We start from the raw sequence: 24,416 nt of genomic DNA, 5'->3' as shown, positions 1-24,416 counted from the left end.
TACATTTTTGAAATTTTTTCGAATAGATAAGTGAGAAGAAAAAGAAAGGAATAAAATAATGAAAGAACATTATTACGGATTTGTTGAGCTAACTTCGGAAGAATTGACCGATATTCAAGGTGGAGAAAGTTGGGTGAAGACCCTTGCAGATTGGTACATTGGATTTCGTAGAGGTTTTGGTTTTTAGGAGGATAAGCGATGAATGAAATGAATGATAAGTATACTGTTGAGGTATTAAAGGAAAGCGACTTAGCCTTGCTGGTGGGTGGTAGCAAGGAAAGTTATCAACGGGGTCTAATTACAGGTCTATTGTTACGCGGTATATTTATTGGAACCCCATTTTTTAGAAGATAAGATTTAGAAAAAATAGAACAAGAGGAGAAAAAAGATGACAAATTTTGACAAAATGGAACAGAACTTTGTAGCTCTTACAGAAGAAGAGTTGATGGCTGTGGATGGGGGAGCATTGCCTCTTGTAATCGCCGGAGTGTCTATCTGGAAGATAGGTGCAGCAGTAGCAGGTGGAGCAGCAGCGCTTTTTGCTGGAGGAGCAGCTTTGGGGTATTATGCGAATAGACCATAATCTGATTGTAGTCAGAGAGGCATTTCTATGTTTTTAAAAAAAGAAGTGATATTATTAGGGGTATTGTTATCGCTACGTATTATTTTTACTATCGTTCAAATTTTAATTGATTATAAAATATTATCTGGACAGTATAGTATAAATTTTATGGATATTTCAGAAGTATTTACTTATCCAATACTCATTTTAATCATTTACATAGCAATAAAATATAATACAAAGGAGTAATGACGAATATGAACTTAGAACAATTTTATCAATTATCTGACGATGAATTAGTGGGAACAAAAGGTGGTTTTGGTCTTACGGAAGCAGTTGGGATTGCAGGAGTACTGAATGCTGCTGTACAAATTTTTAATGCTGGTTACAAATTTGGTTCAGATTTGGCTCGTCGTGGGCGTTAGATAATGAATAATCGCAACCTTAATCTCAATACATTGTTACCTAAACTAGCCACTATATTTCCTTTGTTGGGAATAATTCTTAATGTCGCGCTTCATGTGATTCGTACAGGTTCGTTAGTATCCTTTAATTGGCAATGGACTTTGGTTGGTTTGCTTTTCTCAGCATATTTTGGTATTTTTCGCAAAGATTTGTCAAAAAATAATCAAAACTATAAATGAAGAACATGAATCAAAAGGATTTTGTGTATATGAATGGTAGCGTTTTCCCGCCATTCTTGTCAGGTAAATAGGAGCTTTCTATGAAAACATTTTTATTAGGCTTTACTGAGGGTTATTTTACCGTATCGCTCATAATCTACATCGCAACGTATTTGATTTTGAGAAATCCAATCAATACCCTATTTTATCCAGAAATTTACCCTGTTTTATTTGGGCTCTTTTATCTAGGATATAAGGTCAATAAAAAGCGAGTAGAGTAAACAGTTAAGAATGACTTGTTAGTCTGCGCTAAAATGGCTAGGCTAGAATCTAGGAATGCATCACATTGGAGTTTAATATGAAATTTGTTAAATCAATACTGAAAGTTTGGCCTGAAATTATGGTATTACTTAGTTCAATGTCTTATATCATCATCAGATTAGTAGCTGACATGAATAAAGTATCTTTACTTACTTGGTTTGATAGTTTCAATATACCAACGATTGCATTATTTATGATGGTCTTCATTCTTTTATACAGAAGTAAAGAAAAAAAGAATGGATAAATTTGAGGTAGTAGACGTTCTATAGGGAATAGGTGTCTTATAGTAACGAATCAAAAAAAGGAGTAACTATGAATCGTAATTTAGAACGGTGTTATCTATTCTGACTAGGAATAGATTATACCAGAGGTGGCTTAGAAATAGCAGGGACATTAAAAATTGAAGTAACTTTAAATAGGATGTCGTAAAGGTTACTATCAATGATTTATTTGTCCCAAGCTTGCCTAGGGTGTCAGAAAAAAATCATTTTCCTTTCAATAGCATATTTTTAGTAGGTAGGACGTTTGTTCTGCCTATTTTTTGCCAAAAAAGTGTATTTGAGCTGTTTATTTGGAGTTTTACATGTATTTTTTGATAAAATTTGATAAAATAGGTATAGAAATTAGGAGAGTTGAAGAAAAGAAATGAAGAAGGTTTTAAGATATTTTTTAGTATTTGTTTTTCTATTTTTGATGAATATTTTCATCTTTAAGATACTAGCAACTCTGGGATTTCAGCTGACAATGAGTGAAAAGAGTTATATTGTACCACCGCTGTTTTCGATTATCGTTTTGTACATGATTGACAAAAGAATTAGGAAGAAAAAGAAATCTTTGTAATCAACTTAAGGAGTATTACTATGGATGAGTTGAAACGTGAAATTGGTTATAAAATCAAAACTATTAGGCGATCTTGTGGAAAAACTCAGATAGATATTTGTGGTGATGAATCAGAGTTGACGATTCGTCAGCTAGCACGTATTGAAAATGGGCAAGCTTTAGCAACACTTCCTAAATTATTATTGATTGCGGATAAACTTGGAGTATCATTACAGAATATTGTGGATGTTAAGGTTATAGAGATTCCAAAAGGATTCCTAAAACTCAAAGATGAGCTGATTCATTCTCAAACCTACGCTGATAAGGGAAGAATCGAACGAAAAGAAGCTATACTTGAGGAAATATATGAAAACTATTATGAGAATTTGCCTGAGGAAGAGCAGTTAATTGTGGATGTGACACAAGCTCGTTTTGATATTTATGGTAGTTCAGATGTGACCTACGGTTTAGGGTTAGTGGAAGAATATTTCCAGCAGTTATTAAAAAAGAAATATTTTTCTGTAAATGATTTGTTGATTATTGAATTGTATTTCTTTTGTTGTGCTATGGGATTAGAAGATAAAGAACATTTTGAGGAGTTAGCTCAAAAAGTATTGCTATGTTCAGAATATGAAGATAAGGCTAGCCTAGCTCAGATGGAAAAAGTTCTTCTGAGCCTATTTATCCAAATTCAGACAGAAGATAGTCTGATATATATTCAAACATTTGAGAAAATTATTGCTAAAACAAGACATGTTTTTTACCGACCTCATCTATTTTTGCTAAAGGCAAAATATGCTTTATTTGTAGACAAGAATATTTTAGAGGCAGAAAGTTTCTATGAAAAGGCAATTTCTCTAGCAGAATTGCTAGATGATCAGATATTAGTTCAGAGAATCTTAGAAGAAAAACAAATAGATTTCCCAACAACCTGACTTCTAAGTCATGTTGTTTTTTTCATGTTTTTGTTATATTAAACCTATAAAGAAAACGCTCTCAAAAAGAAAGGAGGTTTATTATGGTTGGAACGTTATTTGTCCCTTTAAGTATAAGAGTTTGGTTCTATCTATAATATCAGGTAGAGATTAATGGAATAAAGTATTCTTATATTGGATTAAAGGAATGTTTTAATAGGTTTCCTACATTAGTATAGAGGATGAAACTCAATTTTCAATGATATAAAAGAGTGATTTGGAGATTGTGAGGGTTGAGTATGTTTATTTATGATGTAGGAAGTGTAAACTAAAAAGGAGGTAGTAATCGTATAAAAGTTAAATAGACATTATCTTTTATTGAGTCTTAGTGATATAAAAGTAATTTGATAATCTAGGAAAATGTAGTAGTAATTTATTTATTATAGATATGTTAATAAAAGTAGTATAAAATATAGACGAACATTTGAAGAGAGTTAGGAATACAACATGTGCGAATTAACTCTCAATAAAACATACATAATATACAAAAGGAGTACACTAAAATGAAATCTAAAAGAATGGAATTTCATAATAAATTTCTCATTGTTTCAGCAATGTTAGCAGTCATTAGTTGGTTAAGCTTAGGTGTTGTTTCTTTTCCTATGTTGGCTGGGACATTAGGAATTTCGACAAAAGCTGCTGCTACTGTAGTCAATTTGATTAGTGCTTATAGTACAGTTACAGCAGTAATTTCAATTGTAGGTGCAATCACAGGAGTAGGTTCTATTGGTTCGGGTATTGCAGCAACAGTTCTTTATATATTGAAAAAGAAGGGTGCTGCTAAAGCAGCTCTATGGTAGAACTAGATGAAAATACTTTCTAAAAAAGAATGTGAAAGTATTTTAGGTTATCTTAATTTTATTGGGATAACCCTTTTGTTTTTTGTTATCATAAGTTTGTCAATCTATTTTAAAAGCTATCTTCCTTTTCAAGGGAAATTATTTTTACTTTTTTTGGTAGTAGATTACGCTACTTTGAATCGTTATAATATGAAACTGCCTATCCAAAGTAAAAAAATAAATACTTTCTATATAAGGAAAAACTATATTTTTCTCTATCTTCTTGCCATTGTCAAGAAATATTATTCTTTCCAAATTTTACAATCATTCATTTATTTATTTATTTTGTATTTTCTAGATATTATTGGATATTTTTATTTATACATTACTCTTTGTTTGATAGTTATTCAAATTATTTCTTTAATTCTACCTAGTTTGTTTTCAATTATAAGTAAATTGTTCTTATTTTTATCTATAGGACTATTGTCTATAGAACAAGGACAAGTTGTAATTTATGTCATACTACTCAATTATTTTATTTTAGTTATGGGGATATTAGATAATCACGCGAGTAATTTCTATTTTAAAAGCAGTCGAATGAGCCAAAAAAGATTTCGTAGCAGTCTATTTATATTGCTTCGTTTTTGTTGGTTAAATAAAGGGTTAACTTTTTCTTTTATTTTGATTAGTATTCTTCTTTCCTATCTATTTTGGTATATGATGACGATGTTATCAATTGATGGTACAAAAATACCAATATTGTTTCTTTATACCTCAATATATATCACATTAATGGAGGCAATAATAGGGAATCATAAATCCTCAATTGGGGTAGATCTAGCTTTACTTCAATTATCTGCTCTTAATCATTCTAAAATGAATTTCTTTTTTAAGAATGCACAACTAATGATGTTGACGCATTTAATCTCTTTCTTACAATTTTCATTGTTGTTATGTTTGATTCCGGTGACAAGTTATAGTAATGATATAAAAAGTATTTTGTTGAATTTGTTATTGATTCCATTCAATTATTTTATAGCCTATGTCTATTATAAGAAAGCTCTATTTTTAATTAAAGGTACAGTTAGTTTATTGAGATGGAGTTTTCTGGTTTTATATTGTTTTCTGATATTATTTGTAACTTTAGTAGGGGGCATTAGATGAGAAAAAGTGGTTTTCTGATTTACTATGTGTTATTTTGTACGGTCTGTTTTTCACTAGGTTTACTTTTAAGCTTTATATTAAAAAGTGAGACTTTTGCTACTATACCTCCGAAACTGGAATTACAATTTACATTGACAGTTTTACAGGCAAATTCTACAAATTTTTTGCTATATCTATTCTGTTTTCCGATTTCGCCCTTATTGCAACTTTTTGATTTGCTATCTTTAGGAATACAATTGGGTATATCTGGTCAGATGATTGGAATAGTAGCTACAATAAAAGGAATATTACCTCATGGTCTTATTGAAATACCGAATTTTATTTGGTATCAAGGTATGAGTCAGTATCTTTTATACCGATTATTGAAGGATAGGGGAATTGAAAATATACTTATTTATATAAAAAGTAATTTAAAATGGTATATCATTTCTTATATTTTATTAATTTTAGCAGCGTTGATAGAGGGAATTAAATTATGAAAATTGAAAATGAATCTAAAAGTTATGATAAATGTATACTGAAAAATATATCACTAGAGATTGATAAGGGAATTTACAGAGTTGAAGGAGAGAATGGTTCAGGAAAGAGCACCCTTCTACAACTTTTAGCTGGGCTAGAGACTTTTGATAGTGGTTTAAAGAATTGTGTCTCCAAAGATGTACTATACCTTGATACCAATCAGCTTGGGGTTATTCCATTTACTATAGAAGAAAATTTGCAGTTGTTGTGTGATTCTTTTCAAATCCATCTATCATTTGAGGATAAAGAACAAATTAATACTTTTTTTGATAATAAAATCGGAGATAACTATATGACAGCATCTACTGGAACAAAATTCAAATTAGGCTTATCCTTAATTTTTGCTAAAAATTGGGATTATATTTTTATTGATGAGACCTTATCAACAGTGGATGCAAGAAGTATTGATATGATTGCTAAACGTTTAATTTCCATGAAAGAAAGCTCTACTATTATATATGTATCTCATAATTTATTGAATCAAGAATTGATTAGCAAATCTCAAAGGATTTTAATAGAGGAAGGACGGGTTTATGAAATTTCAAACAAATAATAGTTTATACAAATTAATGAATCTGATTATTTATCTTTTTCTTTTATATTTGTTTATTGATTTACTGATGAAGTCGGGAATTTTAGATGAACAAATTGATAAATTATCTGAACTATCTAATCTTTTTACAATTAAAATAGAAACAATATTGACAGTGATTTCTGTTGTTTTCACATTTATAGCAACTCTTATTGAATATGGATTTTCTCTCTTTCTGATTACATTATTTTTTGATAAGGATAAGAGGAACTTTGGAGATATTCTTTTATCTAAAAATATAACCTTAAGTTTTAGCATTTTACTTTGTTACTTATTTAATCCATCGGATATAAAGTTTGCTTATTTCAGCATATTGACAGTATTACTAATTGGGATAACAAATTATGCGAGATTTAAAAATTTAAGATTGACAGTAGTATTTTCTGTACCATTTTTATTTAATGCTATAGTGTCTATTATAAATAGTTTTTAGAAATACTAAAATTTCTTTTCTTTACTTAATAATGACACGAAATCATTTCGGTTTTATTAACTTGGAATTCTTATATTTTCTAGGTAGAACGTTTGTTCTGCCTATTTTCTTTATCCAAAAAGTGCAGTTGGGAGGGAGATAGGCGCATTTGGGGAGGAAGTCCAGTTTTTGTTTGAGGATTGGGGTAAGATAGTTGTTATCAGATGAGTTTATACTCTTCGAAAATCAAATTCAAACCACGTCAACGTCGCCTTGCCGTATATATGTGACTGACTTCGTCAGTCCTATCTACAACCTCAAAACNNGATTTTCATTGAGTATTAGGAAAAAGGAGATGAAGATGAAATTTGGGAAACGTCACTATCGTCCGCAGGTGGATCAGATGGACTGCGGTGTAGCTTCATTAGCCATGGTTTTTGGCTACTATGGTAGTTACTATTCTTTGGCTCACTTGCGAGAATTGGCCAAGACGACCATGGATGGGACGACGGCTTTAGGCTTGGTCAAGGTGGCAGAGGAGATTGGTTTTGAGACGCGAGCAATTAAGGCGGATATGACGCTTTTTGACTTGCCAGATTTGACTTTTCCTTTTGTTGCCCATGTGCTTAAGGAAGGAAAATTGCTCCACTACTATGTGGTGACTGGGCAGGATAAGGATAGCATTCATATTGCCGATCCAGATCCTGGGGTGAAATTGACCAAACTGCCACGTGAGCGTTTTGCGGAAGAATGGACAGGAGTGACTCTTTTTATGGCACCTAGTCCAGACTACAAGCCTCATAAGGATCAAAAGAATGGTCTGCTCTCTTTTATCCCTATATTAGTGAAGCAGCGTGGCTTGATTGCCAATATCGTTTTGGCAACACTCTTGGTAACCTTGATTAACATTGTGGGTTCTTATTATCTGCAGTCTATCATTGATACCTATGTGCCAGATCAGATGCGTTCGACGCTTGGGATTATTTCTATTGGGCTGGTTATCGTCTATATTCTCCAGCAGATTTTGTCTTACGCTCAGGAGTATCTCTTACTTGTTTTGGGGCAACGCTTGTCGATTGATGTGATTTTGTCCTATATCAAGCATGTTTTTCACTTGCCCATGTCCTTCTTTGCGACACGCAGGACAGGGGAAATCGTGTCTCGTTTCACGGATGCTAACAGTATCATCGATGCACTGGCTTCGACAATCCTTTCGATTTTCCTAGATGTGTCAACGGTTGTCATTATTTCTCTTGTTTTATTTTCACAAAATACCAATCTCTTTTTCATGACTTTATTGGCACTTCCTGTCTATACAGTGATTATCTTTGCCTTTATGAAGCCTTTTGAAAAGATGAATCGTGATACCATGGAAGCCAATGCGGTTCTGTCTTCTTCTATCATTGAGGACATCAACGGTATTGAGACTATCAAGTCTTTGACCAGTGAGAGTCAGCGTTACCAAAAGATTGACAAGGAATTTGTGGATTATCTGAAAAAATCCTTTACCTATAGTCGGGCAGAGAGTCAGCAAAAGGCTCTGAAAAAAGTTGCCCATCTCTTACTCAATGTCGGCATTCTCTGGATGGGAGCTGTTCTGGTCATGGATGGCAAGATGAGTTTGGGGCAGTTGATTACCTATAATACCTTGCTTGTTTACTTTACCAATCCTTTGGAAAACATCATCAATCTGCAAACCAAGCTTCAGACAGCGCAGGTTGCCAATAACCGTCTGAATGAGGTTTATCTGGTAGCTTCTGAGTTTGAGGAGAAGAAAACGGTCGAGGATTTGAGTTTGATGAAGGGAGAGATGTCCTTCAAGCAGGTTCATTACAAGTATGGCTATGGTCGAGATGTCTTATCGGACATCAATTTGACCATTCCACAAGGTTCTAAGGTAGCTTTTGTGGGGATTTCGGGGTCAGGTAAGACGACTTTGGCCAAGATGATGGTTAATTTTTATGATCCAAGTCAGGGAGAGATTAGTCTGGGTGGTGTCAATCTCAATCAGATTGACAAAAAGGCTCTGCGCCAGTACATCAACTATCTGCCTCAACAGCCCTATGTCTTTAACGGAACGATTTTGGAGAATCTTCTTTTGGGAGCCAAGGAGGGGACGACTCAAGAGGATATCTTACGGGCGGTCGAATTGGCAGAGATTCGGGAGGATATTGAGCGCATGCCACTGAATTACCAGACAGAATTGACTTCGGATGGGGCAGGGATCTCAGGTGGTCAACGTCAGAGAATTGCTCTGGCGCGTGCTCTCTTGACAGATGCGCCGGTCTTGATTTTGGATGAGGCAACTAGCAGTCTGGATATCTTGACTGAGAAGCGAATTGTCGATAATCTCATGGCTTTAGACAAGACCTTGATTTTCATTGCTCACCGCTTGACCATTGCTGAGCGGACAGAGAAGGTTGTTGTCTTGGATCAGGGCAAGATTGTTGAAGAAGGAAAGCATGCTGATTTGCTTGCACAGGGTGGCTTTTACGCCCATTTGGTGAATAGCTAGAAAGAGGAGAGGATGAAACCAGAATTTTTAGAAAGTGCGGAGTTTTATAATCGTCGTTACCATAATTTTTCCAGTCGGGTGATTGTCCCCATGTCCCTTCTGCTTGTGTTTTTACTTGGATTTGCAACATTTGCAGAGAAGGAGATGAGTTTGTCTACTAGAGCTACTGTCGAGCCTAGTCGTATCCTTGCAAATATCCAGTCAACTAGCAACAATCGTATTCTTGTCAATCATTTGGAAGAAAATAAGCTGGTTAAAAAGGGAGAACTGTTGGTTCAATATCAAGAAGGGGCAGAGGGTGTCCAAGCGGAGTCCTATGCCAGTCAGTTGGACATGCTCAAGGATCAAAAAAAGCAATTGGAGTATCTGCAAAAGAGCCTGCAAGAAGGGGAGAACCACTTTCCAGAGGAGGATAAATTTGGCTACCAAGCCACCTTTCGCGACTACATCAGCCAAGCAGGTAGTCTTAGGGCTAGTACATCGCAACAAAATGAGACCATCGCGTCCCAGAATGCAACAGCTAGCCAAACCCAAGCTGAAATCGGGAACCTCATCAGTCAAACAGAGGCTAAAATTCGCGATTACCAGACAGCTAAGTCAGCTATTGAAACAGGTGCTTCCTTGGCCAGTCAGAATCTAGCCTACTCTCTCTACCAGTCCTACAAGTCTCAGGGTGAGGAAAATCCGCAAGCTAAAGCTCAGGCTGTTGCGCAGGTTGAAGCGCAACTTTCTCAGTTAGAATCTAGTCTTGCTACTTACCGTGTTCAGTATGCAGGTTCAGGTACCCAGCAAGCCTACGCGTCTGGTTTAAGCAGTCAATTGGAGTCTCTCAAATCCCAACACTTGGCAAAGGTTGGTCAGGAATTGACCCTTCTAGACCAGAAAATCTTGGAAGCAGAGTCAGGTAAGAAGGTACAGGGAAATCTTTTAGACAAGGGGAAAATTACGGCGAGTGAGGATGGGGTACTTCATCTCAATCCTGAGACCAGTGATTCTACCATGGTAGCAGAAGGTGCCTTACTAGCCCAACTCTATCCGTCCTTGGAAAAAGAAGGGAAAGCCAAACTTACAGCTTATCTCAGTTCGAAAGATGTAGCAAGGATCAAGGTTGGTGATTCTGTTCGCTATACTACGACTCATGATGCCAAGAATCAATTTTTCCTAGATTCTACTATTACAAGTATTGATGCGACAGCTACTAAGACTGAGAAAGGGAATTTCTTTAAAATCGAGGCGGAGACTAATCTAACTTCGGAGCAGGCTGAAAAACTTCGATATGGGGTGGAAGGTCGCCTGCAGATGATTACGGGCAAGAAAAGTTATCTGCGTTATTATTTGGATCAATTTTTGAACAAAGAGTAATGTTCGTGTTTTTAGAGTTAAATAATTTTTAAACTGTGAGAAAGATTCTTCTTGCAGTTTTTTCTTTACAATTTTTGAAAAATATCTGCCGTTTATTCGGTTAAATTCTTGTAATTTTAGGTTTTTTATGGTAGAATGTGCTCAAGTAATACGAAAGGCGAACTTTAAAATGTCAAAACAATTGATCTATTCGGGAAAAGCTAAAGATATCTATACAACTGAGGATGAAAATCTTATTATTTCAACTTACAAGGACCAGGCGACCGCTTTCAATGGTGTTAAGAAGGAGCAGATTGCGGGCAAGGGAGTGTTGAATAATCAGATTTCATCTTTTATTTTTGAGAAATTAAATGCGGCTGGTGTGGCGACTCACTTTGTGGAGAAGCTTTCAGACACGGAACAACTCAATAAAAAGGTTAAGATTATTCCTTTGGAAGTCGTGCTCCGCAACTATACTGCTGGTTCCTTTTCAAAACGTTTTGGTGTAGACGAAGGTATCGCATTTGAGATTCCGATTGTCGAATTTTACTACAAAAATGATGATTTGGATGATCCATTTATCAATGATGAGCATGTGAAGTTTCTAAAGATTGCGGATGACCAGCAGATTGCCTACTTGAAGGAAGAAACTCGCCGTATCAATGAACTTTTGAAAGCCTGGTTTGCTGAGATTGGCCTCAAGTTGATTGACTTTAAGCTAGAGTTCGGTTTTGACAAGGATGGCAAGATTATCTTGGCAGATGAATTTTCACCAGATAACTGTCGCTTGTGGGATGCGGATGGCAACCACATGGATAAGGATGTTTTCCGTAGAGGATTGGGAGAACTAACAGACGTTTACGAAGTGGTCTGGGAGAAGTTGCAAGGTTTGAAATAATCTGTTTGCAACGGAAAACCTTCGTCTCTCAACTAAAAGGACTCAGTTTGAAAAGGTTCCCCAGACCTTTTCACTCCGTAGGGGATTGGGAGAACTAACAGACGTTTACGAGATTGTCTGGGAAAAGTTGCAGGAATTGAAATAACAGCCTCAAGGCTGTTTGGGAACATTGCAAGAGCTTAAATAAAGGAATAAGAATTGATGGATAAACGTATTTTTGTTGAAAAAAAGGCTGATTTTCAGGTCAAGTCAGAGAGTTTGGTTAGAGAACTCCAGCATAGCTTGGGACTTTCAAGCTTGAAAAGTATTCGTATTGTGCAAGTGTATGATGTATTTGATTTGTCAGAGGACCTGTTTGCACCTGCAGAGAAACACATTTTCTCTGAGCAGGTGACAGACCATGTTTTGGACGAAGCGGCTGTGCAGGCGGATCTTGCCAACTATGCTTTCTTTGCGATTGAAAGCCTACCAGGGCAGTTTGACCAGCGTGCAGCATCTTCACAGGAAGCCTTGCTTTTACTAGGAAGTTCGAGTGATGTAACGGTTAATACAGCCCAACTTTACTTGGTGAATAAAGATATTGATGCGACTGAGTTGGAAGCGGTCAAGAACTATCTGCTCAACCCAGTTGATTCTCGTTTCAAGAACATCACAACAGGGATTGTCAAGCAGGAATTTTCAGAGTCAGACAAGACCATTCCGAAATTGACTTTCTTTGAAAGCTATACAGCAGAAGACTTTGCTCGCTACAAGGCTGAGCAAGGGATGGCCATGGAAGTGGATGATTTGCTCTTTATCCAAGACTATTTCAAGTCAATGGGGCGCGTGCCAACTGAGACGGAACTCAAGGTTTTGGACACTTACTGGTCTGACCACTGCCGTCACACGACTTTTGAGACTGAGTTAAAGCAGATTGATTTCTCAGCTTCTAAATTCCAAAAACAATTGCAGTCAACTTATGACAAGTATATTGCCATGCGTGATGAGTTGGGACGTACGGAAAAACCACAAACCTTGATGGATATGGCGACTATTTTCGGTCGTTATGAGCGTGCTAATGGACGTTTGGACGACATGGAAGTGTCTGATGAAATCAATGCTTGCTCAGTAGAAATCGAAGTGGACGTTGATGGTGTGAAAGAACCATGGCTCCTCATGTTTAAAAACGAAACCCACAATCACCCAACTGAGATTGAGCCATTTGGTGGGGCTGCTACTTGTATCGGTGGAGCCATTCGTGACCCATTGTCAGGTCGTTCATATGTCTACCAAGCTATGCGTATCTCAGGTGCGGGTGATATTACAGCACCGATTTCGGGAACGCGTGCTGGTAAATTGCCACAACAAGTTATTTCTAAAACAGCGGCTCATGGTTATTCTTCATATGGTAACCAGATTGGACTTGCGACGACCTATGTTCGTGAGTATTTTCACCCAGGCTTTGTAGCTAAACGCATGGAGCTTGGTGCCGTTGTTGGTGCGGCTCCCAAGGGCAATGTTGTCCGTGAAAAACCGGAAGCGGGTGATGTCATTATCCTTCTGGGAGGTAAGACTGGACGTGATGGTGTCGGTGGTGCGACAGGTTCTTCTAAAGTTCAAACAGTTGAGTCTGTAGAGACTGCTGGTGCTGAGGTTCAAAAAGGGAATGCTATCGAAGAACGCAAGATTCAACGCCTTTTCCGTAATGGCAATGTCACTCGTCTTATCAAGAAATCTAATGACTTTGGTGCTGGTGGAGTCTGTGTGGCTATCGGTGAATTGGCAGACGGTCTTGAAATCGACCTTAACAAGGTGCCTCTTAAATACCAAGGCTTGAATGGTACAGAAATTGCCATCTCTGAATCTCAAGAACGGATGGCAGTCGTGGTTCGTCCTGAGGACGTAGATGCCTTTGTTGGAGAATGTAACAAAGAGAATATTGACGCTGTTGTGGTTGCGACAGTGACGGAAAAACCAAATCTAGTCATGCACTGGAATGGTGAGACAATCGTGGACTTGGAACGTCGTTTCCTTGACACCAATGGTGTGCGCGTGGTCGTCGATGCTAAGGTTGTGGACAAGGATGTCAAACTCCCAGAAGAACGTCAAACATCTGCTGAAACCCTTGAAGCGGATACTCTTGAAGTCTTGTCTGATCTCAACCATGCGAGTCAAAAAGGATTACAGACTATCTTTGACTGTTCTGTCGGTCGTTCAACGGTCAATCACCCACTTGGTGGTCGCTACCAACTCACACCAACTGAGGCTTCTGTACAAAAATTGCCAGTTCAACATGGAGTAACTCATACTGCGTCAGTCATGGCTCAAGGTTTCAACCCATATGTAGCTGAATGGTCTCCATATCACGGTGCTGCCTATGCGGTGATCGAAGCAACTGCTCGTTTGGTGGCTGCTGGTGCCAACTGGTCTCAGGCTCGTTTCTCTTACCAAGAGTACTTCGAGCGCATGGATAAACAAGCAGAGCGTTTTGGTCAGCCAGTAGCAGCTCTCCTAGGATCTATCGAGGCACAAATTCAGCTTGGTTTGCCATCTATCGGTGGTAAGGACTCTATGTCTGGTACTTTTGAAGAATTGACAGTGCCACCAACCTTGGTAGCCTTTGGAGTGACGACGGCAGATAGCCGTAAGGTGCTTTCGCCAGAGTTCAAGAATGCTGGTGAAAACATCTACTACATCCCAGGCCAAGCCCTCTCTGCAGAAATTGATTTTGACTTGATTAAGTCTAACTTTGCTCAGTTTGAAGCCCTTCAAAAGGCTCACAAAGTAACAGCAGCTTCAGCTGTTAAATACGGCGGTGTGCTTGAAAGTTTGGCACTTGCTACTTTTGGAAGTCATATCGGTGCAGAGGTAACCTTGCCTGAACTAGAAACGGCTTTGACAGCACAATTAGGTGGATTTGTCTTTACTTCTCCTGAAGAAATTGCTGGATTAGAGAAGATTGGACAAACGAAAGCAGCCTTTACACTGACTGTCAACGGTGTGAAGCTAGATGGACACAAGCTTGACAGTGCTTTCCAAGGCAAATTGGAAGAAGTTTACCCAACAGAGTTTGCCCAAGCTAAAGAACTAGCTGAAGTACCAGCTGTGGTATCAGATGTTGTGATTAAAGCCAAAGAAAAGGTTGAAAAACCTGTGGTTTACATCCCAGTCTTCCCAGGAACCAACTCAGAATATGACTCAGCCAAGGCCTTTGAGAAAGAAGGTGCAGAGGTAAACTTGCTGCCATTTGTGACCTTGAATGAAGAGGCTATTGTCAAGTCAGTTGAAACTATGGTTGACAACATCGGCAAGGCAAACATTCTCTTCTTTGCAGGTGGATTCTCAGCTGCGGACGAGCCAGATGGATCCGCTAAGTTTATTGTCAACATCCTGCTCAATGAAAAAGTCCGTGTGGCTATTGACAGCTTTATTGCCCGTGGTGGCTTGATTATCGGTATCTGTAATGGATTCCAGGCCTTGGTCAAATCAGGTCTTCTTCCATACGGGAACTTCGAAGAGGCCAGCAGTACTAGCCCAACCCTCTTCTACAATGATGCCAACCAACACGTGGCCAAGATGGTGGAAACTCGCATTGCCAATACTAACTCACCATGGCTTGCTGGAGTGGAAGTTGGTGAGATTCATGCCATTCCTGTTTCGCACGGTGAAGGGAAGTTTGTCGTGACAGCTGAGGAATTTGCAGAGCTCCGTGACAATGGTCAAATCTTTAGCCAATATGTTGACTTTGACGGCAAACCAAGTATGGACTCTAAGTACAATCCGAATGGTTCTGTCCATGCCATCGAAGGAATTACCAGCAAGAACGGCCAAATCATCGGTAAGATGGGCCACTCAGAACGTTATGAGGAAGGTCTTTTCCAAAATATCCCAGGAAATAAAGACCAGCACCTGTTCGCGTCAGCGGTTAAATACTTTACTGGAAAATAAGACTTGCAGATTTTCTAATAGATAGTATCAATAATGTAAAAGTCATGTAGATCTAGGTCATGATGATTGCAAATGTTTTGTTTTGCGAGTGAAGGAGCTCCTACCGTATCATTCCGCTCTACTGAAGGAATGATACACAAATGAAAATTAGGTATAAAAATGACATACGAAGTAAAATCTCTTAATGAAGAATGTGGTGTTTTCGGTATCTGGGGACATCCAGATGCTGCTAAATTGACCTATTTTGGTCTCCACAGTCTTCAGCACCGTGGTCAGGAGGGGGCAGGAATCCTCTCCAATGATCAGGGACAATTGAAGCGCCATCGTGACATGGGGCTTTTATCAGAAGTCTTCAGAAATCCAGTTAATTTGGATAAATTGACAGGAACTAGTGCGATTGGTCATGTGCGTTATGCGACTGCTGGCGAAGCTTCTGTAGATAATATTCAGCCTTTCCTCTTCCGTTTTCACGATATGCAGTTTGGATTGGCTCATAATGGAAACTTGACCAATGCGGCCTCTCTCAAGAAAGAATTGGAACAAAGAGGCGCGATTTTCAGCGCGACTTCGGACTCGGAAATCTTGGCTCATCTCATTCGTCGCAGCCATAATCCGAACTTGATGGGCAAAATCAAGGAGGCACTCAGCCTAGTTAAAGGTGGTTTTGCCTATATCTTGCTGTTTGAGGACAAGTTGATTGCGGCTCTTGACCCCAATGGTTTCCGTCCGCTTTCTATCGGGAAAATGGCCAACGGAGCGGTGGTTATTTCCTCTGAGACCTGTGCTTTTGAGGTCATTGGTGCAGAGTGGATTCGTGATTTGAAGCCAGGTGAGATTGTGATTATTGATGACGAGGGCATTCAGTATGACAGCTATACAGATGATACTCAGTTGGCGATTTGTTCTATGGAGTATATCTATTTTGCCCGCCCTGATTCTAACATTCATGGTGTCAATGTCCATACGGCACGTAAACGTATGGGTGCCCAATTGGCGCGAGAATTCAAGCATGAGGCGGATATTGTAGTCGGTGTACCCAATTCTTCACTCAGCGCAGCTATGGGATTTGCGGAAGAGTCTGGGCTACCAAATGAAATGGGCCTCATCAAGAACCAATACACCCAACGTACCTTTATCCAACCGACTCAAGAATTGCGGGAGCAAGGGGTGCGGATGAAACTCTCTGCTGTTTCAGGCGTTGTAAAAGGCAAGCGTGTGGTTATGATTGATGACTCTATTGTACGTGGGACGACCTCTCGTCGTATCGTTCAGCTATTGAAAGAAGCGGGAGCGACTGAAGTTCACGTTGCTATTGGAAGTCCAGCGCTAGCTTATCCATGCTTCTATGGGATTGATATCCAGACCCGTCAGGAGCTGATTGCGGCCAATCATACGGTCGAAGAAACGCGCCAAATCATTGGTGCGGACAGTCTGACCTACCTTTCCGTTGAGGGGTTGATTGATTCAATTGGTATTGAAACGGATGCGCCAAATGGTGGTCTCTGTGTCGCTTATTTTGATGGTGATTACCCAACGCCTCTCTATGACTACGAAGAAGACTATCGTAGAAGTTTGGAAGAAAAGACCAGTTTTTACAAATAGATCACAGATTCTCCATTAAAGAAAAGGAATATAAAAATGACAAATAAGAATGCTTATACTTCACGTCTCACTATTGACTAAAAGCTAAAGCATTTGTCAGTAGACGCTTTCTCCTATGGGACTAAAGCTAGAGACCTGACTAGTATTTTTAGATAAAATAATTGTTTATCTAAAAATACGTCGCAGTCTTTCCCAAAAAAAGAAAAGGAAAAATAAAATGGCAAATAAAAATGCGTACGCTCAATCTGGTGTGGATGTTGAAGCGGGTTATGAAGTTGTTGAACGGATCAAAAAGCACGTGGCTCGTACGGAGCGTGCAGGTGTCATGGGAGCTCTGGGTGGCTTTGGTGGTATGTTTGACCTTTCAAAGACTGGGGTCAAAGAGCCCGTCTTGATTTCAGGGACTGACGGTGTCGGAACCAAGCTCATGCTGGCCATCAAGTACGACAAACACGATACCATCGGTCAGGACTGTGTGGCCATGTGTGTCAATGATATCATTGCTGCAGGTGCGGAGCCCCTCTATTTCCTTGACTATGTAGCAACAGGGAAGAATGAACCAGCTAAGCTAGAACAAGTTGTTGCTGGTGTGGCAGAGGGCTGTGTGCAGGCAGGCGCTGCCCTTATCGGTGGGGAAACAGCTGAAATGCCTGGCATGTATGGCGAAGATGACTATGATTTGGCTGGTTTTGCGGTCGGTGTGGCTGAAAAATCTCAAATCATTGACGGTTCAAAAGTGGCAGAGGGAGATGTTCTTCTTGGACTTGCTTCAAGTGGGATTCATTCCAATGGTTACTCTCTCGTTCGTCGTGTCTTTGCTGACTATACAGGTGAGGAAATCTTGCCAGAATTGGAAGGTAAGAAACTTAAGGAAGTTCTTCTTGAGCCGACTCGTATCTATGTCAAGGCTGTCTTACCACTCATCAAGGAAGGGTTGGTCAACGGCATTGCCCACATCACTGGTGGTGGCTTTATCGAAAATGTCCCTCGCATGTTTGCAGCTGACTTGGCTGCTGAGATTGAGGAAAGCAAAGTTCCAGTGCTTCCTATTTTCAAAGCTCTTGAAAAATATGGTAAAATCAAACATGAAGAAATGTTTGAAATCTTCAATATGGGTGTGGGGCTTATGCTGGCAGTTAGCCCTGAAAATGTAAGTCGTGTCAAGGAATTGTTGGATGAACCAGTCTATGAAATCGGTCGTATCGTCAAGAAAGAAAACGAAAGTGTCATCATCAAATGAAAAAAATAGCGGTTTTTGCCTCTGGTAATGGCTCAAATTTTCAGGTGATAGCGGAACAATTTCCAGTAGAGTTTGTCTTTTCAGACCATCGTGACGCCTATGTGCTCGAACGTGCAGACAAGCTCGGCGTTCTGTCCTATGCTTTTGAACTCAAGGAGTTTGAGAGCAAGGCAGACTACGAAGCAGCCATTGTCGAACTCTTGGAAGAGCACCAGATTGACTTGGTTTGTCTAGCAGGCTACATGAAAATTGTTGGGCCAACCTTATTGGCGACTTATGAAGGTCGGATTATCAACATTCATCCAGCCTACTTGCCAGAATTTCCAGGAGCTCATGGGATTGAGGATGCTTGGAATGCTGGCGTTGCTGAGAGCGGCGTGACCATTCATTGGGTGGATTCAGGTGTGGATACAGGAAAGGTTATCAAACAAGTGCGTGTGCCACGACTAGCTGATGATACGATTGACAGTTTTGAAACTCGCATTCATGAGGCAGAGTACAAGTTGTATCCGGAGGTGCTGGATAGTTTGGGAGTGGAGAGGAAGAAATGAATATTGATCACTACTATATGGAGTTAAAGAATAAGTTATCTAACAGACCAACCCTACTGGATAATACTAATGATTTTCTTTTTGTTTTAGTAAATACAGTGAAAGCTATGATAGAAAATACTGATAAAAGTCAGCTTTCAGAGTTAGATAAAATTTTAGATGGTGTCACAAGTCAAGAATTAAAACTTGCCTATGATTTCTGTCAAGGGAGATTCGGTCAAGCGGGTTTTTCTTATCGTAGGCACCCGAATTATTTTTATTTGTCCAGTTTAATTGCGACTTTTCCAGAATTTGAGTTGTCTAAAGCAGACCGAGATTATCTCAAAGGAATCATAAATTTTGATAACTACCTTTTATATGAGTTGGATTAGTCTTTAATCAACTCAAAACCCTATTTATTCAAAAGGAGAAAAAATGATTGAGATAAAATTAGTAGATGAGAGCAGTTTTCAGGCAGTGCTGGATTTGAAAATATCTGAAGCTGATGAACGAGCACGTTTTGTGGCTCCAAATGTACGCTCTTTAGCTGACGCATGGCTCTACCGGGAAAATGAAGATGTGTTTCCGAGGGCAATCTATTGGGATAAGCAAGTGGTTGGCTTTCTCCTGCTGGAAATAGACAAGGATGAAGCAGAATACTTTATCTGGCGGATAATGATTGGTCAGCAGTACCAAGGAAGAGGTTATGGTCGAAAAGCCTTGGAAGTTCTAATCAAAGAGGCTCAGATGGATAGCACTTGCAATCATATTATCGCAGATTATGTGGTTGGAAATGAAAAAATGAAGCACCTGTTGACTAGTTTGGGTTTTCAGGAAACAGGATTTATAGAAGAAAATAACGAAGTCGCTATGCGCTTGGACCTAAAGAAAGAGGAATAGAATGACGAAAAAAGCTTTAATCAGCGTCTCAGACAAAGCGGGCATTGTTGAATTTGCCCAAGAACTTAAAAAACTTGGTTGGGAGATTATCTCGACAGGTGGAACTAAGGTTGCCCTTGATAATGCTGGGGTGGATACCATTGCTATCGATGATGTGACTGGTTTCCCAGAAATGATGGACGGTCGTGTGAAGACCCTCCACCCAAATATCCACGGAGGGCTTCTCGCTCGTCGTGACTTGGATAGCCACTTGGAAGCGGCTAAGGACAACAAGATTGAGCTCATTGACCTTGTGGTGGTCAACCTTTACCCATTTAAGGAAACTATCCTTAAACCAGATGTGACTTATGCTGATGCAGTTGAAAATATCGATATTGGTGGGCCATCTATGCTTCGTTCAGCAGCGAAAAATCATGCCAGTGTTACAGTTGTGGTAGATCCTGCTGACTACGCTGTGGTTTTGGACGAATTGGCAGCAAACGGCGAAACCTCTTATGAAACTCGCCAACGTTTAGCAGCCAAAGTATTTCGTCACACAGCGGCTTATGACGCCTTGATTGCAGAATACTTCACAGCTCAAGTGGGTGAAAGCAAGCCTGAAAAACTCACTTTGACTTATGACCTCAAGCAACCAATGCGTTACGGTGAAAATCCTCAACAAGATGCCGATTTCTATCAAAAAGCTTTGCCGACAGATTACTCGATTGCATCCGTTAAACAGCTCAACGGTAAGGAATTGTCTTTTAACAATATCCGTGATGCGGATGCTGCCATTCGTATCATCCGTGACTTCAAAGATCGTCCAACCGTTGTGGCTCTCAAACACATGAATCCATGCGGTATCGGTCAGGCTGATGACATTGAGACTGCTTGGGACTACGCTTATGAGTCTGACCCAGTGTCTATCTTTGGTGGAATTGTCGTCCTTAACCGTGAGGTGGATGATGTGACTGCTGAGAAGATGCACGGCGTTTTCCTCGAGATCATCATCGCACCAAGCTATACGGATGAAGCGCTAGCCATTTTGACCAACAAAAAGAAAAACTTGCGCATCCTTGCCTTGCCATTTGATGCTCAAGAGGCTAGCGAAGTGGAAGCAGAATACACAGGTCTAGTCGGTGGACTTCTCGTGCAAAATCAAGACGTGGTCAAGGAAGGCCCAGCTGACTGGCAAGTGGTGACCAAACGTCAGCCAACCGAGACAGAAGCGACTGCTCTTGAGTTCGCTTGGAAGGCTATCAAGTACGTCAAATCAAATGGTATTATCGTGACCAACGACCACATGACACTTGGTGTTGGTCCAGGTCAAACCAACCGTGTGGCTTCTGTTCGCCTTGCCATTGACCAAGCCAAAGATCGTCTGGACGGGGCGGTCCTTGCTTCAGATGCCTTCTTCCCATTTGCGGATAACGTGGAAGAAATCGCCAAAGCAGGAATTAAGGCCATCATCCAGCCCGGTGGCTCTGTCCGTGACCAAGAATCCATCGAAGCAGCGGATAAATACGGCTTGACTATGGTCTTTACAGGTGTGAGACATTTTAGACATTAAGAAGATAAAAGGGAAGAAAACAGTTTCTTTCCTTTTTTGGCTTAAAATGCTAACTGAAACAAGATTAAAACGAACTTTTTTGATATAATGTTGGTAAATAATTCGCAAAAGAGGTTGAGGAATGAAACTGCTTGTTGTCGGTTCTGGTGGTCGTGAGCATGCGATTGCTAAAAAGTTACTTGAATCAAAAGACGTGAAAAAAGTCTTTGTAGTTCCTGGGAATGATGGGATGACTCTGGATGGTTTGGAATTGGTAAATATCTCTATTTCCGAACATTCTAAATTGATTGACTTCGCAAAGACCAATGATGTTGCTTGGACCTTTATCGGTCCAGATGATGCCCTTGCTGCTGGTATCGTGGATGATTTTAACCAAGCTGGACTTAAGGCCTTTGGTCCGACTAGGGCTGCAGCGGAGCTGGAGTGGTCCAAGGATTTCGCCAAGGAAATCATGGTCAAATACGGCATTCCGACAGCAACCTATGGCACATTTTCAGATTTCGAGGAAGCCAAGGCCTATATCGAAAAGCATGGTGCGCCTATCGTAGTCAAGGCGGATGGCTTGGCGCTTGGGAAGGGTGTCGTCGTTGCTGAGACGGTTGAGCAAGCGGTCGAAGCCGCTCATGAGATGCTTTTGGACAATAAATTTGGTGACTCAGGTGCGCGCGTGGTTATTGAGGAATTCCTTGAAGGAGAGGAATTTTCACTCTTTGCCTTTGTCAATGGTGATAAGTTCTACATCATGCCAACGGCTCAGGACCACAAACGTGCCTACGATGGCGACAAAGGGCCTAACACGGGTGGTATGGGTGCCTATGGGCCAGTTCCACACTTACCACAGAGTGTAGTTGATACAGCGGTTGACACCATTGTCAAGCCAGTTCTAGAAGGGATGATTAAAGAAGGTCGCCCTTATCTAGGTGTCATTTACGCAGGGCTTATCTTGACAGCAGACGGGCCGAAGGTCATCGAGTTCAACTCTCGATTTGGAGATCCTGAAACTCAGATTATCTTGCCTCGCTTAACCTCTGACTTTGCGCAAAATATCACGGATATTCTGGATGGCAAGGAGCCAAACATCACTTGGACGGACAAGGGTGTGACTCTGGGTGTGGTTGTTGCATCCAAGGGTTACCCGCTAGACTATGAAAGGGGCGTTGAGTTGCCAGCCAAGACAGAAGGCGATGTCATCACCTACTATGCAGGGGCTAAGTTTGCGGAAAATAGCAGAGCACTGCTCTCAAACGGCGGACGAGTTTATATGCTCGTTACCACAGCAGACACTGTAAAGGATGCCCAAAACACCATCTACAGCCAACTCGCCCAACAAAAAACAGAAGGCCTCTTCTACCGAACCGATATCGGAAGCAAGGCAATTAAGTAAAGATATAAGAAAAAGCGACGCAGTCGCCAAACACGATAATGGTCGTCGTGGTGAAAAGACCAGAACAGTGAATGTTCTGGTCAGGGGGAAACTTTGAGACCTTAGGCTCAAAGTTTAGGAATGAAACCGAAGGTTTGCTTCCGCCTCCATCACCTAAGACCATTATCAAAAAAGAAGAAAAAAGGAAAAATTATGACTAAACCAATTATTTCCATCATCATGGGCTCAAAATCCGACTGGGCAACCATGCAAAAAACAGCAGAAGTCCTAGACCGCTTCGGTGTAGCATACGAAAAGAAAGTTGTTTCCGCACACCGTACACCAGACCTCATGTTCAAACATGCAGAAGAAGCCCGTAGTCGTGGCATCAAGATCATCATCGCAGGTGCTGGTGGCGCAGCGCATTTGCCAGGCATGGTAGCTGCCAAAACAACCCTTCCAGTCATTGGTGTGCCAGTCAAGTCTCGTGCTCTTAGTGGAGTGGATTCACTCTATTCTATCGTTCAGATGCCGGGTGGGGTGCCTGTTGCGACCATGGCTATCGGTGAAGCTGGAGCGACTAACGCAGCTCTCTTTGCCCTCCGTCTCCTCTCTGTAGAAGATAAGTCCATTGCGGATGCACTTGCCAACTTTGCTGAAGAACAAGGAAAAATCGCAGAGGAGTCGTCAAATGAGCTCATCTAAAACAATCGGAATTATCGGTGGCGGTCAACTGGGTCAGATGATGGCCATTTCTGCTATCTACATGGGCCACAAGGTTATCGCGCTGGATCCTGCGGCGGATTGCCCGGCCTCTCGCGTGGCGGAAATCATTGTGGCACCTTATAACGATGTGGACGCCCTCCGTCAGTTGGCAGACCGTTGCGATGTCCTCACTTACGAGTTTGAAAATGTCGACGCTGACGGTTTGGATGCCGTTATCAAGGATGGACAACTCCCTCAAGGAACAGATCTGCTCCGCATTTCGCAAAATCGTATTTTTGAAAAGGACTTTTTGTCAAACAAGGCTCAAGTCACTGTGGCACCCTACAAGGTCGTGACTTCTAGCCTAGACTTGGCAGATATCGACTTGTCGAAAAACTATGTCCTCAAGACTGCGACTGGTGGCTACGATGGTCATGGACAAAAGGTTATTCGTTCAGAAGTAGACTTGGAAGCAGCCTATGCGCTAGCAGACTCAGCAGACTGCGTCTTGGAAGAATTTGTCAACTTTGACCTTGAGATTTCTGTCATCGTGTCAGGAAATGGCAAGGAGGTGACGTTTTTCCCAGTTCAGGAAAATATCCACCGCAACAATATCCTGTCTAAGACCATCGTACCAGCCCGCATTTCTGAAAGTCTAGTAGACAAGGCTAAAGCTATGGCAGTGCGAATCGCAGAACAACTCAACTTGTCTGGAACTCTCTGTGTGGAAATGTTTGCGACTGATGATGACGTTATTGTCAATGAAATCGCCCCACGACCACATAACTCTGGGCACTATTCTATTGAAGCCTGTGATTTCTCTCAGTTTGACACCCATATTCTCGGTGTTCTCGGAGCACCATTACCAGTCATCAAACTCCATGCGCCAGCCGTTATGCTCAATGTCCTAGGTCAACACGTCGAGGCTGCTGAAAAGTATGTCGCAGAAAATCCAAGCGCCCACCTCCACATGTATGGTAAAATAGAAGCAAAGCATAATCGTAAGATGGGACATGTGACCTTGTTTAGTGATGTACCGGATAGTGTGGATGAGCTTGGGGAAGGGATTGATTTTTAGGAC

Annotated in this window: 29 protein-coding genes; all 29 read left to right on the top strand. The window is 40.5% G+C overall.

Annotation, left to right across the window (positions count from 1 at the left end; translation table 11 throughout):
* Positions 1-58: 58 nt before the first annotated feature.
* The 29 genes from HT691_RS04795 to purK all read left to right on the top strand — a co-directional run bounded on the left by HT691_RS04795 (position 59) and on the right by purK (position 24,413).
* Positions 59-187 (top strand): smi_0059.1 family bacteriocin-like peptide, encoded by a 129-nt coding sequence (locus tag HT691_RS04795; protein ID WP_000658224.1) that lies wholly within the window; start codon positions 59-61, stop codon positions 185-187.
* 11 nt (positions 188-198) lie between these two features.
* The gene (locus HT691_RS04790; protein ID WP_001004586.1) at positions 199-354 is read left to right on the top strand and encodes a hypothetical protein; all 156 of its coding nucleotides are present in this window, start codon (positions 199-201) and stop codon (positions 352-354) included.
* Positions 355-388: 34 nt separating this feature from the next.
* Positions 389-583, top strand: coding sequence for a class IIb bacteriocin, lactobin A/cerein 7B family (locus HT691_RS04785; protein WP_000180814.1), 195 nt, complete (start codon positions 389-391; stop codon positions 581-583).
* Between the two features lie 27 nt (positions 584-610).
* Positions 611-811, top strand: coding sequence for a hypothetical protein (locus HT691_RS04780; RefSeq protein ID WP_000478865.1), 201 nt, complete (start codon positions 611-613; stop codon positions 809-811).
* Between the two features lie 8 nt (positions 812-819).
* A complete protein-coding gene (locus HT691_RS04775) occupies positions 820-987 on the top strand; it encodes a class IIb bacteriocin, lactobin A/cerein 7B family (protein ID WP_007284951.1) in 168 nt (55 codons plus the stop codon).
* A 3-nt stretch (positions 988-990) separates the two neighbouring features.
* Positions 991-1,206 (top strand): bacteriocin immunity protein, encoded by a 216-nt coding sequence (locus HT691_RS11285; protein ID WP_138705309.1) that lies wholly within the window; start codon positions 991-993, stop codon positions 1,204-1,206.
* A gap of 80 nt (positions 1,207-1,286) precedes the next feature.
* Complete coding sequence (locus HT691_RS04770; RefSeq protein WP_000846995.1) at positions 1,287-1,466, top strand: hypothetical protein; 180 nt, start codon at positions 1,287-1,289, stop codon at positions 1,464-1,466.
* A 77-nt stretch (positions 1,467-1,543) separates the two neighbouring features.
* Positions 1,544-1,750 (top strand): hypothetical protein, encoded by a 207-nt coding sequence (locus tag HT691_RS04765; RefSeq protein WP_023932907.1) that lies wholly within the window; start codon positions 1,544-1,546, stop codon positions 1,748-1,750.
* Positions 1,751-2,151: 401 nt separating this feature from the next.
* Positions 2,152-2,346, top strand: a complete 195-nt coding sequence (locus HT691_RS11280; protein WP_000757185.1) for a hypothetical protein — start codon at positions 2,152-2,154, stop codon at positions 2,344-2,346.
* Between the two features lie 20 nt (positions 2,347-2,366).
* On the top strand, positions 2,367-3,260 hold the full coding sequence (locus HT691_RS04760) for an XRE family transcriptional regulator (protein ID WP_000343887.1): 894 nt from the start codon (positions 2,367-2,369) through the stop codon (positions 3,258-3,260).
* Between the two features lie 542 nt (positions 3,261-3,802).
* The gene (locus tag HT691_RS04755) at positions 3,803-4,099 is read left to right on the top strand and encodes an uberolysin/carnocyclin family circular bacteriocin (RefSeq protein ID WP_000837726.1); all 297 of its coding nucleotides are present in this window, start codon (positions 3,803-3,805) and stop codon (positions 4,097-4,099) included.
* Positions 4,100-4,105: 6 nt separating this feature from the next.
* A complete protein-coding gene (locus tag HT691_RS04750) occupies positions 4,106-5,242 on the top strand; it encodes a hypothetical protein (RefSeq protein ID WP_000698831.1) in 1,137 nt (378 codons plus the stop codon).
* A complete protein-coding gene (locus HT691_RS04745) occupies positions 5,239-5,721 on the top strand; it encodes a stage II sporulation protein M (RefSeq protein ID WP_001232096.1) in 483 nt (160 codons plus the stop codon). Before HT691_RS04750 ends, HT691_RS04745 begins: the two co-directional genes overlap by 4 nt.
* On the top strand, positions 5,718-6,314 hold the full coding sequence (locus HT691_RS04740) for an ATP-binding cassette domain-containing protein (RefSeq protein WP_000687786.1): 597 nt from the start codon (positions 5,718-5,720) through the stop codon (positions 6,312-6,314). Before HT691_RS04745 ends, HT691_RS04740 begins: the two co-directional genes overlap by 4 nt.
* Positions 6,295-6,786, top strand: coding sequence for a hypothetical protein (locus HT691_RS04735; RefSeq protein ID WP_000671988.1), 492 nt, complete (start codon positions 6,295-6,297; stop codon positions 6,784-6,786). Before HT691_RS04740 ends, HT691_RS04735 begins: the two co-directional genes overlap by 20 nt.
* A 340-nt stretch (positions 6,787-7,126) precedes the next feature.
* Entirely contained in the window at positions 7,127-9,280 is a 2,154-nt protein-coding gene (gene comA / locus HT691_RS04730; protein WP_007284836.1) for a peptide cleavage/export ABC transporter ComA, read from the top strand.
* A 12-nt stretch (positions 9,281-9,292) separates the two neighbouring features.
* The gene (comB, locus tag HT691_RS04725; RefSeq protein ID WP_000801594.1) at positions 9,293-10,642 is read left to right on the top strand and encodes a competence pheromone export protein ComB; all 1,350 of its coding nucleotides are present in this window, start codon (positions 9,293-9,295) and stop codon (positions 10,640-10,642) included.
* Positions 10,643-10,811: 169 nt separating this feature from the next.
* A complete protein-coding gene (gene purC / locus HT691_RS04720; RefSeq protein WP_000043293.1) occupies positions 10,812-11,519 on the top strand; it encodes a phosphoribosylaminoimidazolesuccinocarboxamide synthase in 708 nt (235 codons plus the stop codon).
* Position 11,520: 1 nt separating this feature from the next.
* Positions 11,521-11,664: a phosphoribosylaminoimidazolesuccinocarboxamide synthase gene (locus HT691_RS11635; protein WP_078374291.1), complete on the top strand. Its 144-nt coding sequence runs from the start codon at positions 11,521-11,523 to the stop codon at positions 11,662-11,664.
* A gap of 56 nt (positions 11,665-11,720) precedes the next feature.
* The gene (locus HT691_RS04710; protein ID WP_138706012.1) at positions 11,721-15,446 is read left to right on the top strand and encodes a phosphoribosylformylglycinamidine synthase; all 3,726 of its coding nucleotides are present in this window, start codon (positions 11,721-11,723) and stop codon (positions 15,444-15,446) included.
* A 159-nt stretch (positions 15,447-15,605) separates the two neighbouring features.
* Complete coding sequence (gene purF, locus HT691_RS04705; protein ID WP_138700230.1) at positions 15,606-17,048, top strand: amidophosphoribosyltransferase; 1,443 nt, start codon at positions 15,606-15,608, stop codon at positions 17,046-17,048.
* 217 nt (positions 17,049-17,265) lie between these two features.
* On the top strand, positions 17,266-18,288 hold the full coding sequence (purM, locus tag HT691_RS04700; RefSeq protein ID WP_001284585.1) for a phosphoribosylformylglycinamidine cyclo-ligase: 1,023 nt from the start codon (positions 17,266-17,268) through the stop codon (positions 18,286-18,288).
* Positions 18,285-18,839, top strand: a complete 555-nt coding sequence (purN, locus tag HT691_RS04695) for a phosphoribosylglycinamide formyltransferase (RefSeq protein WP_000717510.1) — start codon at positions 18,285-18,287, stop codon at positions 18,837-18,839. Before purM ends, purN begins: the two co-directional genes overlap by 4 nt.
* Positions 18,836-19,210 carry a hypothetical protein gene (locus HT691_RS04690; protein ID WP_001017821.1) on the top strand — a complete coding sequence of 125 codons (375 nt, stop codon included), beginning with the start codon at positions 18,836-18,838 and terminating at the stop codon, positions 19,208-19,210. The genes purN and HT691_RS04690 overlap by 4 nt, the downstream gene beginning before the upstream one ends.
* A 43-nt stretch (positions 19,211-19,253) precedes the next feature.
* On the top strand, positions 19,254-19,718 hold the full coding sequence (locus HT691_RS04685) for a GNAT family N-acetyltransferase (RefSeq protein ID WP_023932915.1): 465 nt from the start codon (positions 19,254-19,256) through the stop codon (positions 19,716-19,718).
* Between the two features lies 1 nt (position 19,719).
* Positions 19,720-21,267 carry a bifunctional phosphoribosylaminoimidazolecarboxamide formyltransferase/IMP cyclohydrolase gene (gene purH / locus HT691_RS04680; protein WP_172925274.1) on the top strand — a complete coding sequence of 516 codons (1,548 nt, stop codon included), beginning with the start codon at positions 19,720-19,722 and terminating at the stop codon, positions 21,265-21,267.
* A 121-nt stretch (positions 21,268-21,388) separates the two neighbouring features.
* The gene (gene purD, locus HT691_RS04675) at positions 21,389-22,651 is read left to right on the top strand and encodes a phosphoribosylamine--glycine ligase (RefSeq protein WP_023932919.1); all 1,263 of its coding nucleotides are present in this window, start codon (positions 21,389-21,391) and stop codon (positions 22,649-22,651) included.
* A 192-nt stretch (positions 22,652-22,843) separates the two neighbouring features.
* A complete protein-coding gene (gene purE / locus HT691_RS04670) occupies positions 22,844-23,335 on the top strand; it encodes a 5-(carboxyamino)imidazole ribonucleotide mutase (protein WP_023932923.1) in 492 nt (163 codons plus the stop codon).
* A complete protein-coding gene (gene purK, locus HT691_RS04665; RefSeq protein WP_000099025.1) occupies positions 23,322-24,413 on the top strand; it encodes a 5-(carboxyamino)imidazole ribonucleotide synthase in 1,092 nt (363 codons plus the stop codon). The genes purE and purK overlap by 14 nt, the downstream gene beginning before the upstream one ends.
* Positions 24,414-24,416 lie beyond the last annotated feature (3 nt).

The sequence above is a fragment of the Streptococcus sp. 477 genome (genome assembly GCF_013277295.1).
GTDB lineage: Bacteria > Bacillota > Bacilli > Lactobacillales > Streptococcaceae > Streptococcus > Streptococcus pseudopneumoniae.
Note: the sequence above shows the minus strand (reverse complement) of the source record. Positions and strands in the feature narration are given on the sequence as shown.